This window comes from Curtobacterium guangdongense, from assembly GCF_049341845.1.
Taxonomy (GTDB): domain Bacteria; phylum Actinomycetota; class Actinomycetes; order Actinomycetales; family Microbacteriaceae; genus Curtobacterium; species Curtobacterium guangdongense.
In genome coordinates this window covers 194,402-207,422 of sequence record NZ_JBMPIT010000001.1, presented here as the reverse complement: position 1 = coordinate 207,422, position 13,021 = coordinate 194,402, and the positions used below count along the sequence as shown (strand labels likewise).

Here is a 13,021-nt window from a genome sequence, read left to right as displayed (position 1 = left end):
CCCGCGTTGTGCCGTCAGGTGCCGGGAGAGGTCGGGTCGTCGAAGAACGCCTGAGCGCGCTGCTGCCAAGGCCGCACAACAGCCTCCGTCTGCTCCGACGTGCGGTACGTGCTGATGTGCTCGAGCAGCTCGTCACGCCACTCGTTGAACCGGTGGATCGCCGAGTCCCTAGCCGCCTGCGCAGCGGGGTTGTCGGTGCCGAACCACTTCCGATAGTTCGTCTTCGCAGCCGCAGCAAGCATCGCGGCCTTCACGTGCTCACGATCCAGCCATGCCCGCAGCCACGGCTCCGATTTCGGGAGCTCGCCGAGCGTGACCTTGATCGCTCGCAATCGGTCGACAATCTCGTCCGAGCCTCGCAGGTGATCCTCTGTGAGCTCGAGGCTCCGCACGAGCGTTCCGATCTTGTCTAGCGCCTGATCCGTCATGCGGTCAGCCTATGAGGGGGACACCCGCGTGCAGCGAGTTAGCCTCAGATCTGCGCCAAGATGGTTCTTGTGCTTCACGCCTACGTCGATGAGTCCGAACGAGATGACACCTACTACTTCCTCGGCGCTCTCATCGTCAACGAGTCTCAGGCCGACTACCTCACCCGGGAGCTTGACTCCCTCGTGAGCAAGCACGCCGAGACATTCCCCGCTCTCGCCGGCGTCGAACTTCACGGCAGCACCATGATGCGGGCTAAGGAGAAGCCGTGGCGAGGGATTCCGCTGCGACTCCGGTTCCGCATCCTCGAAGAGGTTCTCGAGCACGTCGACGTCTGCGGTGCCCGCATCTACATTGAGGGCATCAACATTCGACGACAGCACGCTCGCTACACGCATCCCACCGCGGCGCGAGAACTTGCTTTCAGTCATCTGTTCGAGCGGATCAACGAGTGCTGCACCGTCCACGAACCCAAGATCCGCGTGATCGCCGATGAGCACCACACGTCCGACATCAGCCGAAGCAACTTCAACACTTACCGGTCGATCGGAACCTACGGGTACCGCTCAAGCAACCTGCCACACATTGACCCGCAGATCGACTTCATCCCGTCCGACACAAGTCGAGTTCTGCAAGCTGCAGACATCATCACCTACCTCTATAACCGCCTGATGACGGTCCCAGAACGCGACGCCCGCGCACACCAGCAGAAGCACCGTATGTGGCAGATCGTTCAGAGCGGAAGCAGCTACCCGAACGGCCGCACCAGAATCTGGCCGTGACGCACGAAACCCCCGCTCTCTACTCCAAGGCGGGGGTCCGGCAAGGCGGGAAGTTTCCTTCCTGCAAGAAGAACGTTACTACGGAGTCGGCCTCTCCTCTAGGCCAAGATGGCCCCCAGTCGGGGGTCTCACAGCATCGCGCCACACGCATGCGCACTCAGCGGCCTGCGAGACCCCCACTCGACGAGCACGGCCCGCTGCGTGTACGCGATGACGCGCGCCTCTACCTCGAGAGAGCGATCGGGGAACGCCACCCAGGCCAGCGCTGGGTCCGGCTCTGCGAGGTCGTAGACGGGGCAACCGTAGGCCGCCTCGGGCAGACTCAGCGCCGGGCCGAGTGTCCACCTGTCACGACGTCGCCTGGCCACCCGGTGACGGTAGAGGGAGACCTCCGACAACTCACGGCCGTCCTGCCCGAAGCCACGCGGCATACCTGACCGCGATCTCCCGGCCGACGAGGTACTTGGTTCCGCTCGGCTGCGACGCCGCCAACTCTCCGCTCCGGATGTCGTTGCGAACGTACTGGGTGGACATGCCCGTCACGGCCGCGACGTCGGCGACGCTGTACAGCAGCCTTCGATCGTCGACCCGCGGGCCGGACGGCGACTCTGCGGCTGCACGATCGATCTCTTCGCGCACGATCCGCCAGATGCTGCGCTCGATGCCGTCAGGGGCGCTCATCGAGGTTCCTGACAAACGAGCTCGGGTGCCGGCCGAGCACCGCCGAGAGCATGCAGAGCTCGGTGAACGTGATGTGCCGCTCACCGCGCAGCTTGCGGTACAGGCTCGACTTCCCCATCCCCGCGCGTGGTGCGACCTCCTCGACCGACAAGCTGGCGTCGTGCAGCGCGGCACGGAGCCGCTTGGCGATCAGTCGCGTGGTGTCGTCTACGTCCATGCGGTGCAGCCTGAACCAGGGCTGTTGTCCGTATGGTTCGGACTGTCGGGAGGACTCCCAGGGGGAGAAAGTGTCCCTGCCCACATTTTGCCCACACCACTACGTGATTCACGCGCACCGTCGTGATCGAGGAGTGTCCTACGTTGCCGTTTTTCCAGCGATCTGAGAGCTACGCCGCACAACCGCCGGGCGGTGGGGCGGATTCGAATCCCACACCCTCCCCCATCCACTAGCGCATCGCGGCGCTCAGTCCTTTTGGTCCGAGTGCTCGCGTTCCCAGGCATCCTTCCGCGCTACTGCCACGTCGAGGCTGCGCCGGCGAGCGGCCTCGGTCGCCATGAGCCCACCGACGACGGGGGAAAGCGCTAGCACGGCGGAGACCACTCCGAGCGCGATCCACCCGGAGTCCCCGTCCGCGGTCGAGATGGACCAGACCGCGAGTCCGGCGAAGACCACTGCAGGGATCCGGAGGGCGATTGCGAGCATGTGCGCGCTCGCCACCGTAGTCACGATCGGAAGCATGTGCCGAGGCGCGACGCGTACCGTCGACGGTATGAGCGACATCATCATCTTCGGCGGCCACGGCAAGGTCGCCCTCCTCGCGACGCGCATCCTCAGCGACCGCGGCCACCACGTCACGTCCGTCATCCGGAACCCCGACCAGGCCGACGAGATCCGTGCCCACGGCGGCGACCCGAAGGTGGCCGACATCCAGACGCAGACGCTCGCCGACCTCGAGGAACTCGTCCGCGGGCAGGACGCGATCGTGTGGTCCGCCGGCGCCGGCGGGGGTTCGGTGGACCGGACCTGGGCGATCGACCGGGACGCTGCCGTGCTCACCGTCCAGGCAGCGAAGCGCGCCGGCGTCGAGCGGTACGTGATGGTCTCGTGGTCCGGCTCGGTCCTCGACCACGGGGTCCCGCAGGACAACGACTTCTTCGCGTACGCGCAGTCGAAGATGATCGCCGACGCCGTGGTCCGCGACTCCGGGCTCGAGTGGACGATCGTCGCGCCGAGCACCCTCACGGACGACGAGCCGACCGGTCGTGTCGACTGGGATGGCGAGTCGTCGAGCGTCGCGCGTGCGGACGTCGCCCAGGTGGTCGCGGACGTCCTCGAAAACGGCGGCACGGCCGGCAGCACCTACCGCTTCAACAGCGGCGCGACCGCCATCACCGAGTTCCTGCACGCCGACCAGGCCTGACCGACGGGAGCGCTCCCGCCGGTCGGTACGGTGGACCGGTGGGAGACGCGGTGGGGCAGGGGCGACGTGCGCTGATCGTCGAGGCCGCCGCGCGGGAGTTCGACCGCGACGGGTACGCCACGGCGAGCATCGCCGGGATCGCCCGCGCGGCAGGCATCGGCCAGGGCGCCCTCCACCACCACTTCCCGACGAAGCTGTCGATCGCGCACGCGGTCATCGACGAGCAGAACGCCCGGACCTTCGCGGCGATGGACTTCACCGACGCGTCGCCGGTCGGATCGCTCGTCCGGGCCTCCCGAGCCATCGCGGACCTGCTCATGCACGACCCGGTCGTCCGCGCGGGGATCCGGCTGTCGCTGGAGCACGGCGTGCTGGCCGGTGCGACCTCGAGCTTCTACGAGCAGTGGATCGCGGGCGTCGTCGACGTCTTCCGCCTCGGGGTCGCGGCAGGTGAGATCGGGCAGGAGCTCTCGCCGGAACAGCTCGGCGCGACCGTGGTGCCGTACTTCACCGGCGTGCAGCTCTTCGCGAACGTCCGCTCCGGTCGGCGGGACCTGCTGCCCGCGGTGGCGACGATGTGGCGGGTCCTGGTGCTCGCATCAGTGGAGCGGGCGCACCGGGGGCGGCTGCTGGCCCTCGTCGACGAGTCGTTCGCCTGACGGACAACACCGGCCGACGGACCACACCGTCCGACCGCTCAGACGTCGTGGAGCTCGCGATCCCGGAACCACTTCAGGAGCCACGCCGCACTCGTCCGGTCGAACGACCGCGGGAAGTCCGTCGTCCCGTTGAGGAAGGGGCTGAACCCCGTTTCGGCAGCCAGGTCGTCGTCATCGAGCCCGCGGTAGGCCATCGACCACCCGTCGAACCGACGACTCTCGATGTCCTCGCGGATCAGCGATGTCACCTCGTGGTGCCGCGGGTCCTTCGAGATGACCGAGAACCGGTCGTCGACGCTCCAGGCCGGCCCCTCGAGCAGCTGCATGAAGCGACCACCCTTCGCCACGAGCAGCCCGGAGACGCCCAGGGCCTCGTTGTGGAGCCGAGCCTCGCGGAGCAGCGCGGTCATCGCCGCGTCGTCGAACTCCTCGACGGCGCGACTCATGTAGACGATCGAGACGAGCACCCGACCATCATCCTGGGTCAGGTGGGGCGTCGTCCGACGGACGACTGAAACCGGATGAGGTAGCCGTCCGGATCGGTGACCAGGAACTGCCGGACGCCGGCCTCCTCGGCCCCGTCGACCCGGTACCACTTGGTCTCCGGCTCCATGAAGAGGGCGACGCCGGCCGCCCGCAACGCCGACACGATCGCGTCGCTGTCGGGGACGCCGATCTGGAAGTTGATCCCGCGACCGAACGGCGGCTCGAGCGGCCCGGTCACCCAGTTCCGTCCGACGCCGGCCTGCTCGAGCATCAGGTGCGCAGAACCGAGGACGATGTACGCGAACCGCTCCTCCGGTCGTTCGTACGACACGGTGAAGCCGCAGCGGTCGGCCCAGAACGCCAGGCTCGCGTCGAGGTCGGAGACGAGCAGTTCGGGAACCAGTGCGGGCGCGAGGTCGGGAACGGACACGGGCCCAGCCTAGGATCGACCCCATGGCGACCGTCCTCCTCGTCCGGCACGGACGCACCACCGCGAACGCGACGGGCCTCCTCGCCGGCCGCACCGCCGGCATCGCACTCGACAGCGTCGGCAAGCGCCAGGCAGCGACGACCGCCGAACGCATCGCCGCCGTCCCGCTCGCGGCGGTGGTGTCCAGCCCGCTGGAGCGGTGCCGACAGACGGCGCGGGCGATCACGGCGTTCCAGGACGGCGACCCCGAGCAGCGCATCGAACGCGGCATCACGGAGTGCGACTACGGCGAGTGGCAGAACCGGAAGCTCGCCGACCTCGCGAAGGAGCCGCTCTGGCGCACGGTGCAGGCGAACCCGAGCGCCGTGGTGTTCCCCGGCGGGGAGTCGATGCAGACCATGCAGTCCCGGGCGGTGTCCGCGATCCGCCGCCTCGACGCCGAGATCGAGGCGGCGCACGGCCCGAACGCGGTCTGGGTCGCGGTGAGCCACGGCGACATCATCAAGTCGATCCTGGCCGATGCGCTGGGCATGCACCTCGACCTCTTCCAGCGGATCACGGTCGGCCCGGCGTCGGTGTCGGTGGTGCGGTACGGCGAGCACCGGCCGGAGGTCGCGGCGACGAACACCGAGTCGGGCGACTTGTCCTGGCTCGCGAAGGCGCAGGCGCCGACGGGCGACGCCCCCGTGGGTGGAGGAGCCGGCAACGAGACGAGTACTGACAGACCCTGAACGGACGCAGCCGGTCACTCCTACAATGCGGGTATGCCCCCCATCGTCCACGGATTCGACTGGCCGGACCGTCTCGTCGTCGGCACCATCGGGCGCCCCGGTGAACGGACCTTCTACCTGCAGGCCCGCGACGGCCGCCGGGTGGTGAGCGTCGCGCTCGAGAAGGAGCAGTCCGCGGTCCTCGCGGAGAAGCTCGACGAACTCCTCGACGAGGTCGCCACGGTGGAGGAGAACCGCTTCAGCGTCCCGCCCACGGTCCCTCGTGAGCTGTACGACGTCGACCCGCTCGACCAGCCGGTGGAGCCCGAGTTCCGTGCGGGTGCCCTGAGCCTGGGCTTCGACCCGGCGACGGCCCAGGTGGTCATCGAGGCGTACCCGATCGAGGACGAGCTGGAGATCCTGTCCGAGGAGTCCGACGAGGACGGTGAGATCGAGGCCGTCGTGGAGATGCCCGAGCCGACCGAGCTGCTCCAGGTGAAGATCCCCGTCGGCACCGCGCGCGCGTTCGTGGAGCGTACGCGGGAGGTCGTGGCCGCCGGACGGCCGCCCGGCGCCGCATGAGCGAAGCCGAAGCGAGCGGGTTGCAGCTCACCGCACGCATCCGCGAGGCGTCGAACGCGACCTTCCTGGCGGACCTCGACGGCGAGCAGGTCGTGTACAAGCCCATCGCGGGCGAGAAGCCGCTGTGGGACTTCCCCGACGGCACCCTCGCCGGCCGCGAGTACTCGGCGTTCCTGGTGTCCGAGGCGTTCGGGTGGCGCGTCGTCCCGCCGACCTGGCTCGGCGAGGGCCCGCTCGGCCGTGGCATGATCCAGCGCTGGCAGGAGATCGACCCGGAGCAGGACGCGGTGGACGTCATCCCCGCGGACGAGGCCGCGCAGCCCGACCAGCCGATGCTGACCGTGCTCGAGGCGATCGACGAGCACGACGCCCCGGTGACGCTCGTGCACGAGGACTCTGCGGCGCTCCGCCGGATGGCCGTCTTCGACGTCGTGGTGAACAACGCGGACCGCAAGGGCGGTCACGTGCTCGCGATGCCGGACGGGCACCGGCACGGCGTCGACCACGGCCTGACCTTCCACGTCGAGCACAAGCTCCGGACGGTGCTGTGGGGCTGGATCGACGAGCCGCTCACCGACGACGAGCTCACGGGGATCGACCGCGTGGTCACGGCGCTGCACGGCGACCTGGGCGCGCAGCTCGAGGAACACCTGGCGGTCGACGAGATCGACAACCTCGAGGCGCGGTGCGCCGCCCTGGCGGCCGTCGGCCGCTTCCCGCCACCGGCCGGGTACGGTCCGGCGGTTCCCTGGCCGTTGTTCTAGACGCACCACGAGACGGACGGGAGGCTCGGTGCCAGCTGGCACCGAGCCTCCCGTCCGTGCTGTGGTCCGGTCAGCCGAACCGGCCGAACCCACCCCAGTCGTCGTCACGGAAGAGCGCGCCCCCGCGCCGCGAACCGAGGTACGAGCCGACCACGGCGACCCCGAGGTCCTCGTTCTCCGGCGCGGTGACGGTGCCGTCCACGCGCCGTGCCATGCCGTCGATGAAGCGGGCGAGCCCCGGGTCGTCGCCGAGTCGGAAGAACGTCGTCTGCGCACCGAGCCGGTGTGCGTTCTCGAGCTCGCGGACGCTCAGCGCGATCGTCATCGGGTCCGGCGGGTAGCTGAAGTACACCTGCCCGTTCGGTTCCAGGTGCGACGTCGGCTCGCCGTCGGTGACGATGAGGAGCACCGGCTGAGCGGTCGGGTGCTTCCGGAAGTGCCGGTTCGCGAGCAGCAGGGCGTGGTGCAGGTTCGTGCCCTTGTCCCACATCGCGTCGAGGCCGACGAGCTGCTCGACGTCCATCACCTCGGCCTCGCGACCGAACGCGATGAGCTGCAGGTCGTCCCCGCGGAAGCGGGTCGAGATGAGCGTGTGCAGCGCCAGGGCGGTGCGTTTCATCGGGACCCAGCGGTCCTCCATCGCCATCGAGAACGAGGTGTCGACGAGGAGCGCGACGCAGGCCTGCGTCCTGGCCTCGGTCTCCTGCACCTCCACGTCGTCGATGGTCAGGCGGACGCCGGCGCCGGTCCGACCGGTGGCTGCCGTCCGGGTGACGGCGTTCGTGATGGTGCGGGGGATGTCCCACGGTTCGGTGTCGCCGAAGGCCCACTGACGGCTCGCGCCGGACGGTTCGCCCGATGCACCCGATCGCCGCAGGTCCCGTGCGCCCTGCCGGCCGGACATCCTCTGTGCGACGTCCTTCAGCAGGCTCTTGCCGAGCTGCCGCATGGCCTTCGGGGTGAGCTTCAGCTGCCCGTCGGCCCCGCGGCGCATCGACCCGGAGTTCCGGAGCGCCTTCTCGAGCCGCTGCAGTGTCCGGGCGTCGACGGCGGCATCGGCACCGAGTTGCTTCGCGAGCGCGTCGAGGTCGAGGTCGTCGAGGTCGGACCCGGGGCTCGACTGTGCGAGTTGCTCGGCGAGGGCGTCGAGGTCGGCGATGTCCTGGAACACGCCGGTGCCGTCGCCGAGCCCGAGACCCTGCTCGCCCTCCATCCGCTCGGAGCCGCCCCAGTCCTCGCCGGGGCGGAGCGCGCGGAGGTTCCCGTCGAGTTGGGACAACGCACCCATCAGGTCGGGGGAGCCGAACGCCTGCTGCGCCAGGGCATCGAGTTCGTCCCGCTGCTCCTGCGTCATCGAGTTCCGCATCCGCTGGGCCGCGGCGGAGCGGGCGGCGAGGTCGTCGAGCAGTTCGTCGACGTTCTGCGGGTTCGACGGGAAGTACTCCCCGTGTTCCGCCATGAACGCGTCGAACTGCTCCTGCGTGTCCGTGCCCGCGCGGTGGTCCGCGAGCAGCTGGTTGAGGTCCTGCATCATCGCCTGGACGTCGGCGCGGTCCTCGTCGCTGGCGTTCTCGAGCGCCTGCTTCATCCCCGCGAAGCGCTGGTCGAGCATCTCGCGCCCGAGGAGGTCCTTGATCTCCTCGTACTTCTGCCGGGCGGTCGGGCTCTTCCAGTCGTAACTGCCGAGCTCGCTGACGGCGGCAGCGGGCGACGGGGGCAGGCTGTCGAGCTGCATCTCGGCGAGGGCCCGGTCGCCGTCGTCCATGTCGGTGTCCCGCGCGAGCTGGCCGCGTTCGGCGAGGACGGCCTCGTCGAGCAGCTGCTTTATCTGCTGCAGCGTGCCGTCGAGGTTATTCTTCGCCGTGAGTTCACGGCGCTTCTCGGCCACGCGGCGCGCCAGGTCGTCGAGCCCCCGCTGGTCCCGCCCGCCACGGCGCAGGAACTCCCGCATCGCCCGCTCGGGGGAGTACCCCGCCATCACGTCCTGGCCGATGGCGTCGAGTGCCTCGGACAGGTCCGCCGGCGGCGCGAGCGGATCGGGGCCGCCCTCGTACCGGCCGTAGCGGGCGTCGCGGGTCAGCCGGCGGTTCTGCCGACTAGCCATAGACGGCCTCGCCCCCGCCCGACTCCTTGCTGATCTTCCGTGCGAGGAACAGGCCCTCCAGCGCGAGCTCGATCGCGCCGGCACGTTCACCGTCGTTCGTCGCGCCGAGTCGTTCGCAGATCTGGTCGTACAGGTCCGATTCGCCGAGGGACGGCAGTCCCTCGAGGAAGGTCCGCGCAGAGACCTGCTCGCCGGTGGTCACCATCGTGCCGCCGTCGAGCGCCTCGACGAGCTGCCCGAGGTCGAGCCCACGGAGCCGGGAGCGCACGGTTTCGGCGGTGGCGGTCCGGAGCAGGTGCTCGAGGACCTCGTCCGCACGGTCCTCTTCCCCCGACTCGAACTCGATCTTGCCGCCGAGGACGTCCACGGCGGTCTCGAGGTCGATCGGACGGGCGACGGGCTCGGTCTCGCCCTGGCGCGCGGCGCGGTGCACGGCGGCAGCGGAGACGGTCTCGGCACCGGCGATGGAGAACCGGGCGCTGACACCGCTCCGCTGGTCGACGGCGCTCGACTCGCGGAGGGCACGGGTGAACCGGGCGAGGATCTCGATCAGGGCGTCGGGGACGTCGGCCGTGAGCTCGGCCTCCTGCCGGATGACGGCGATCTCGTCCTCGAGCTCGATCGGGTAGTGCGTGCGGATCTCCGCGCCGAATCGGTCCTTCAGCGGGGTGATGATCCGGCCGCGGTTCGTGTAGTCCTCCGGGTTCGCGCTCGCCATCACGAGGACGTCGAGCGGCAGCCGCAGCACGTAGCCGCGGATCTGCACGTCGCGTTCCTCCATCACGTTGAGCATCGCGACCTGGATGCGTTCGGCGAGGTCGGGGAGCTCGTTGATCGCGACGATGCCGCGGTGCGCGCGGGGGATGAGGCCGAAGTGGATCGTCTCGGGATCCCCGAGGCTGCGTCCCTCGGCGACCTTCATCGGGTCGACGTCGCCGATGAGGTCCGCGACGGAGGTGTCCGGCGTCGCGAGCTTCTCGACGTAGCGGCCGTCGCGGTGCCACCAGTCGATGGGCATCGCGTCACCGAGGTCGTCGGCGCGCCGCTTGCTGGCGGCCGTGATCGGTTCGAAGGGGTGCTCGCCGAGTTCGGACCCGGCGATCACCGGGGTCCACTCGTCGAGCAGGCCCTGCATGGTGCGGAGGAGCCGGGTCTTGCCCTGGCCGCGCTCACCGAGCAGGACCACGTCGTGGCCGGCGATGAGCGCTCGTTCGAGCTGGGGGATGACGGTGGTCTCGAAGCCGTGCAGGCCGGGCCACGGGTCGCGGCCCTCGCGGAGGGCACTGAGCAGGTTGTCGCGGATCTCGGCGCGGACCGTCTTCTGGACGTGACCAGAGGTGCGGAGCTCGCCGACCGTTCGGATGTCGGGTCGGGTCACCTCGTCGAGGGTACGCCTGCTGCTGGCGCACCGGACTGGAGGCTCGGTGCCAGCCCGCCACGAGCCTCCCGTCCGGCGGTCCGCTTGTGAGTATTCATAGCGATTGCAATGATTGTCCTTTCGGCGTCGGAGCCGGATTCGGATAGGGGGATCCGGCTCCGCGCCGAGATCGCCGTTCGTTCCGGGTCCGAACAACCGGCGCGTTCTCGGCGTACGGTTCCCCTTCGTGAGCAGCGCGAACCCCTCCGGAACGATCACGAGCCTGGTACCGGCCAGGATGGACAGGCTCCCGTGGACCCGGTTCCACTGGAGCGTCGTGGTGGGCCTGGGCGTCTCCTGGGTCCTCGACGGCCTCGAGATCCAGATCGTCTCGAACGCCGGGTTCCAGGCTGACCTGAACCTCTCCACGCAGCAGGTGACCTCACTCGGCACGATCTACCTGGTCGGCCAGGTGGTCGGCGCACTGGTGTTCGGGCGGATGTCCGACCGGCTCGGGCGGCGGAAGCTCTTCATCCTGACGCTCGCGATCTACCTCATCGGCTCCGGCATCGCCGGCTTCGCGCAGGACTTCTGGTTCCTCGCGGCGTTCCGGTTCGTGGCGGGACTCGGGATCGGCGGCGAGTACGCCGCGATCAACTCGGCGATCGACGAGCTCATCCCGTCGAAGTACCGCGGCCACGTCGACATCGCCATCAACGGCACCTACTGGGGCGGCGCGGCCCTCGGCGCCTTCGCGAACATCTACCTGCTCGACCCGTCGCTCTTCGCCGAGAACATCGGCTGGCGCATCGGGTTCTTCCTCGGCCCGGTGCTCGGTATCGCGATCATCTTCCTGCGACGGCACATCCCGGAGAGTCCGCGGTGGTTGATGACCCACGGGCGAGAAGAGGAAGCGGACGCCACGCTGACCCGGATCGAGGAGTCGGTCGAGCGCAGCACGGGGCAGAAGCTCCCGGAGGTCGACCGGTCCAAGGCCATGTCGGTCACGCCGATGGACCGCGTCCGGTTCACGACGATCGTGAAGGTGCTCTTCTGGCAGTACCCGACGCGCACGCTCGTCGGTGCGACGATGATGATCACGCAGGCGTTCCTCTACAACGCGATCTTCTTCACCTACGCGCTGGTGCTCACGAACTTCTTCGGCCTGAAGACCTCGCAGACGGCGGTCTACTTCTTCCCCTTCGCGATCGGCAACCTGCTCGGACCGCTGATCCTCGGGCGGTTGTTCGACACGTGGGGTCGTCGGCAGATGATCTTCAGCACCTATCTGGTCTCCGGACTCGTGCTCGCGGTGTCGGCGTTCCTCTTCCGGGCCGACGCGATCTCGGCGACCGTGCAGGTGATCTTCTGGTGCATCTCGTTCTTCTTCGCCTCGGCCGGGGCGTCGAGTGCATACCTCACCGTGAGCGAGATCTTCCCGCTCGAGCTGCGGTCGCAGGCGATCTCGTACTTCTTCGCGCTCGCGCAGATCTTCGGTGCCATCGCGCCGGCGATCTACGGCGCCTTCATCGGGGACGGCTCGTCGCGTGAGCCGCTGTTCTGGGGGTACCTGCTCGGCGCTGGAGTGATGATCGCCGGTGGGGTGGTCGCGCTGATCTTCGGCGTGGACGCCGCGCGGAAGGGCCTCGAGGACGTGACGCAGCCGCTGTCGGTGATCGCTGCGGAGGAGGAGCAGTCCCGGAAGTGATACACGGAATCCGGAATGTTTAGCGCCTGACCCGCGGCCCTGCCATCGTCATCCCACCGACCCCCGCCGGGGGTCTCGGAGACATGGGAGTGCTGTGATGCAAGACGAGGTGACCGGGCGCCGTGCCCTCCACAGCCCGGTGGCCGGTGGGTCGCTCCACCGATCGGGCCGGCTGATCGCTGGTGGTGTCGTCCGTGCGTGAAGGTCGTCGCATGGGCTACGACGAACATCCGGTGGCGCGAGTGCAGAGCGGTCAGCTCGACCCGCTCGGCGTCCCGCGCAGCCTGCTCCGCGACGCCGTGTTCCTGCGGCTGATGGACCGGATCCTGCGTGGTGAGTACCGGCGTGGGCAGCGCCTGCGGCTCGACAACCTGGCCGACGACATGCACGTCTCCCGGACGCCGGTGCGCGAAGCACTGGTCCCGCTCGAAGCGCTGCGGCTCGTGTCCGTCCAGCGGTACGTGGGTGTCGTCATCGCGCAGTGGTCGCTCGACCAGATGAAGGAACGCATCCGCGTCACGTGCACGATGCTGGCCGAGCCACCGTCGGGGGCCGATGCCACCACCGAGCGGTTCGACCCCTTCTGGATCCGCGACTGCATGACCGAGGCAGGGTCGTTCGTCGAGCTCGCCGCGTGGTTGCTCCGCCGTGCCGGGTCGTCGGTGAGTGCGGACTGGGTGGCGGCGCAACGCCCGGTGCTCGACATGTTCTACACGGACGACGTCGCCTTGGCGAACGGCATCGACGCCGTGGTTGACCGACGCCATCGGCAGGGGCTCGTCGATGCCGCTCGGGCAGCCGCGGGGCGGGAGGACCTCGACGAGTGCACCCGGCTCGTCTGCGAGCTCGGGGGGTGTCTCATCACGCTGCCGGACCGGTTCCGCGCAGCGGTTCCCGCGTGATCGGGCTCG

At 69.1% G+C, this 13,021-nt stretch carries 16 protein-coding genes; 8 read left to right on the top strand and 8 right to left on the bottom strand.

Annotated features, from left to right (window positions below; genetic code table 11):
* Positions 1 to 14 precede the first annotated feature (14 nt).
* Positions 15 to 428 (bottom strand): hypothetical protein, encoded by a 414-nt coding sequence (locus tag ACO0E1_RS00950; RefSeq protein WP_422872444.1) that lies wholly within the window; start codon positions 426 to 428, stop codon positions 15 to 17.
* A gap of 69 nt (positions 429 to 497) precedes the next feature.
* Here ACO0E1_RS00950 and ACO0E1_RS00945 point away from each other — a divergent pair, with 69 nt between their 5' ends.
* Entirely contained in the window at positions 498 to 1,208 is a 711-nt protein-coding gene (locus tag ACO0E1_RS00945) for a DUF3800 domain-containing protein (protein WP_422872443.1), read from the top strand.
* A 399-nt stretch (positions 1,209 to 1,607) separates the two neighbouring features.
* Here the strand turns inward: ACO0E1_RS00945 and ACO0E1_RS00940 are convergent, their stop codons facing one another.
* From ACO0E1_RS00940 to ACO0E1_RS00930, 3 genes are all read right to left on the bottom strand, one after another.
* Positions 1,608 to 1,889 carry a hypothetical protein gene (locus ACO0E1_RS00940; protein WP_422872442.1) on the bottom strand — a complete coding sequence of 94 codons (282 nt, stop codon included), beginning with the start codon at positions 1,887 to 1,889 and terminating at the stop codon, positions 1,608 to 1,610.
* Positions 1,876 to 2,106 (bottom strand): helix-turn-helix domain-containing protein, encoded by a 231-nt coding sequence (locus ACO0E1_RS00935; protein ID WP_412148733.1) that lies wholly within the window; start codon positions 2,104 to 2,106, stop codon positions 1,876 to 1,878. Before ACO0E1_RS00935 ends, ACO0E1_RS00940 begins: the two co-directional genes overlap by 14 nt.
* A 246-nt stretch (positions 2,107 to 2,352) precedes the next feature.
* Complete coding sequence (locus ACO0E1_RS00930) at positions 2,353 to 2,592, bottom strand: hypothetical protein (RefSeq protein ID WP_422872441.1); 240 nt, start codon at positions 2,590 to 2,592, stop codon at positions 2,353 to 2,355.
* 67 nt (positions 2,593 to 2,659) lie between these two features.
* Here ACO0E1_RS00930 and ACO0E1_RS00925 point away from each other — a divergent pair, with 67 nt between their 5' ends.
* Both ACO0E1_RS00925 and ACO0E1_RS00920 read left to right on the top strand, forming a co-directional pair.
* A complete protein-coding gene (locus tag ACO0E1_RS00925) occupies positions 2,660 to 3,310 on the top strand; it encodes an SDR family oxidoreductase (RefSeq protein WP_422872440.1) in 651 nt (216 codons plus the stop codon).
* 38 nt (positions 3,311 to 3,348) lie between these two features.
* Positions 3,349 to 3,969 (top strand): TetR family transcriptional regulator, encoded by a 621-nt coding sequence (locus ACO0E1_RS00920; RefSeq protein WP_422872439.1) that lies wholly within the window; start codon positions 3,349 to 3,351, stop codon positions 3,967 to 3,969.
* A gap of 38 nt (positions 3,970 to 4,007) precedes the next feature.
* Here ACO0E1_RS00920 and ACO0E1_RS00915 read toward each other — a convergent pair whose 3' ends face one another.
* Positions 4,008 to 4,436, bottom strand: coding sequence for a BLUF domain-containing protein (locus tag ACO0E1_RS00915; protein ID WP_422872438.1), 429 nt, complete (start codon positions 4,434 to 4,436; stop codon positions 4,008 to 4,010).
* Between the two features lie 17 nt (positions 4,437 to 4,453).
* Positions 4,454 to 4,885, bottom strand: coding sequence for a bleomycin resistance protein (locus ACO0E1_RS00910; protein WP_422872437.1), 432 nt, complete (start codon positions 4,883 to 4,885; stop codon positions 4,454 to 4,456).
* Positions 4,886 to 4,908: 23 nt separating this feature from the next.
* On the opposite strand from ACO0E1_RS00910, the gene ACO0E1_RS00905 reads away from it, so the two are divergent.
* From ACO0E1_RS00905 to ACO0E1_RS00895, 3 genes are read left to right on the top strand one after another with little or no spacing between them, the layout of a single operon-like run.
* On the top strand, positions 4,909 to 5,616 hold the full coding sequence (locus tag ACO0E1_RS00905) for a histidine phosphatase family protein (protein ID WP_422872436.1): 708 nt from the start codon (positions 4,909 to 4,911) through the stop codon (positions 5,614 to 5,616).
* Positions 5,617 to 5,649: 33 nt separating this feature from the next.
* Entirely contained in the window at positions 5,650 to 6,177 is a 528-nt protein-coding gene (locus ACO0E1_RS00900; RefSeq protein ID WP_422872435.1) for a DUF3090 domain-containing protein, read from the top strand.
* Positions 6,174 to 6,941 (top strand): SCO1664 family protein, encoded by a 768-nt coding sequence (locus ACO0E1_RS00895; protein WP_422872434.1) that lies wholly within the window; start codon positions 6,174 to 6,176, stop codon positions 6,939 to 6,941. The genes ACO0E1_RS00900 and ACO0E1_RS00895 overlap by 4 nt, the downstream gene beginning before the upstream one ends.
* Positions 6,942 to 7,011: 70 nt before the next feature.
* Here ACO0E1_RS00895 and ACO0E1_RS00890 read toward each other — a convergent pair whose 3' ends face one another.
* The gene (locus ACO0E1_RS00890) at positions 7,012 to 9,045 is read right to left on the bottom strand and encodes a vWA domain-containing protein (RefSeq protein WP_422872433.1); all 2,034 of its coding nucleotides are present in this window, start codon (positions 9,043 to 9,045) and stop codon (positions 7,012 to 7,014) included.
* On the bottom strand, positions 9,038 to 10,423 hold the full coding sequence (locus ACO0E1_RS00885) for a sigma 54-interacting transcriptional regulator (protein ID WP_422872432.1): 1,386 nt from the start codon (positions 10,421 to 10,423) through the stop codon (positions 9,038 to 9,040). The genes ACO0E1_RS00890 and ACO0E1_RS00885 overlap by 8 nt, the downstream gene beginning before the upstream one ends.
* A 226-nt stretch (positions 10,424 to 10,649) precedes the next feature.
* On the opposite strand from ACO0E1_RS00885, the gene ACO0E1_RS00880 reads away from it, so the two are divergent.
* Positions 10,650 to 12,110 (top strand): MFS transporter, encoded by a 1,461-nt coding sequence (locus ACO0E1_RS00880; protein ID WP_422872431.1) that lies wholly within the window; start codon positions 10,650 to 10,652, stop codon positions 12,108 to 12,110.
* 212 nt (positions 12,111 to 12,322) lie between these two features.
* The gene (locus ACO0E1_RS00875) at positions 12,323 to 13,012 is read left to right on the top strand and encodes a GntR family transcriptional regulator (protein WP_422872430.1); all 690 of its coding nucleotides are present in this window, start codon (positions 12,323 to 12,325) and stop codon (positions 13,010 to 13,012) included.
* Positions 13,013 to 13,021 lie beyond the last annotated feature (9 nt).

Excerpts from the sequence above, each read along its gene's own strand:
- ACO0E1_RS00950 (WP_422872444.1), bottom strand. The coding sequence starts at position 428 with ATGACGGATCAGGCGCTAGACAAGATCGGAACGCTCGTGCGGAGCCTC.
- ACO0E1_RS00940 (WP_422872442.1), bottom strand. The coding sequence starts at position 1,889 with ATGAGCGCCCCTGACGGCATCGAGCGCAGCATCTGGCGGATCGTGCGC.
- ACO0E1_RS00935 (WP_412148733.1), bottom strand. The coding sequence starts at position 2,106 with ATGGACGTAGACGACACCACGCGACTGATCGCCAAGCGGCTCCGTGCC.
- ACO0E1_RS00930 (WP_422872441.1), bottom strand. The coding sequence starts at position 2,592 with ATGCTCGCAATCGCCCTCCGGATCCCTGCAGTGGTCTTCGCCGGACTC.
- ACO0E1_RS00925 (WP_422872440.1), top strand. The coding sequence starts at position 2,660 with ATGAGCGACATCATCATCTTCGGCGGCCACGGCAAGGTCGCCCTCCTC.
- ACO0E1_RS00905 (WP_422872436.1), top strand. The coding sequence starts at position 4,909 with ATGGCGACCGTCCTCCTCGTCCGGCACGGACGCACCACCGCGAACGCG.
- ACO0E1_RS00900 (WP_422872435.1), top strand. The coding sequence starts at position 5,650 with ATGCCCCCCATCGTCCACGGATTCGACTGGCCGGACCGTCTCGTCGTC.
- ACO0E1_RS00895 (WP_422872434.1), top strand. The coding sequence starts at position 6,174 with ATGAGCGAAGCCGAAGCGAGCGGGTTGCAGCTCACCGCACGCATCCGC.
- ACO0E1_RS00890 (WP_422872433.1), bottom strand. The coding sequence starts at position 9,045 with ATGGCTAGTCGGCAGAACCGCCGGCTGACCCGCGACGCCCGCTACGGC.
- ACO0E1_RS00875 (WP_422872430.1), top strand. The coding sequence starts at position 12,323 with ATGGGCTACGACGAACATCCGGTGGCGCGAGTGCAGAGCGGTCAGCTC.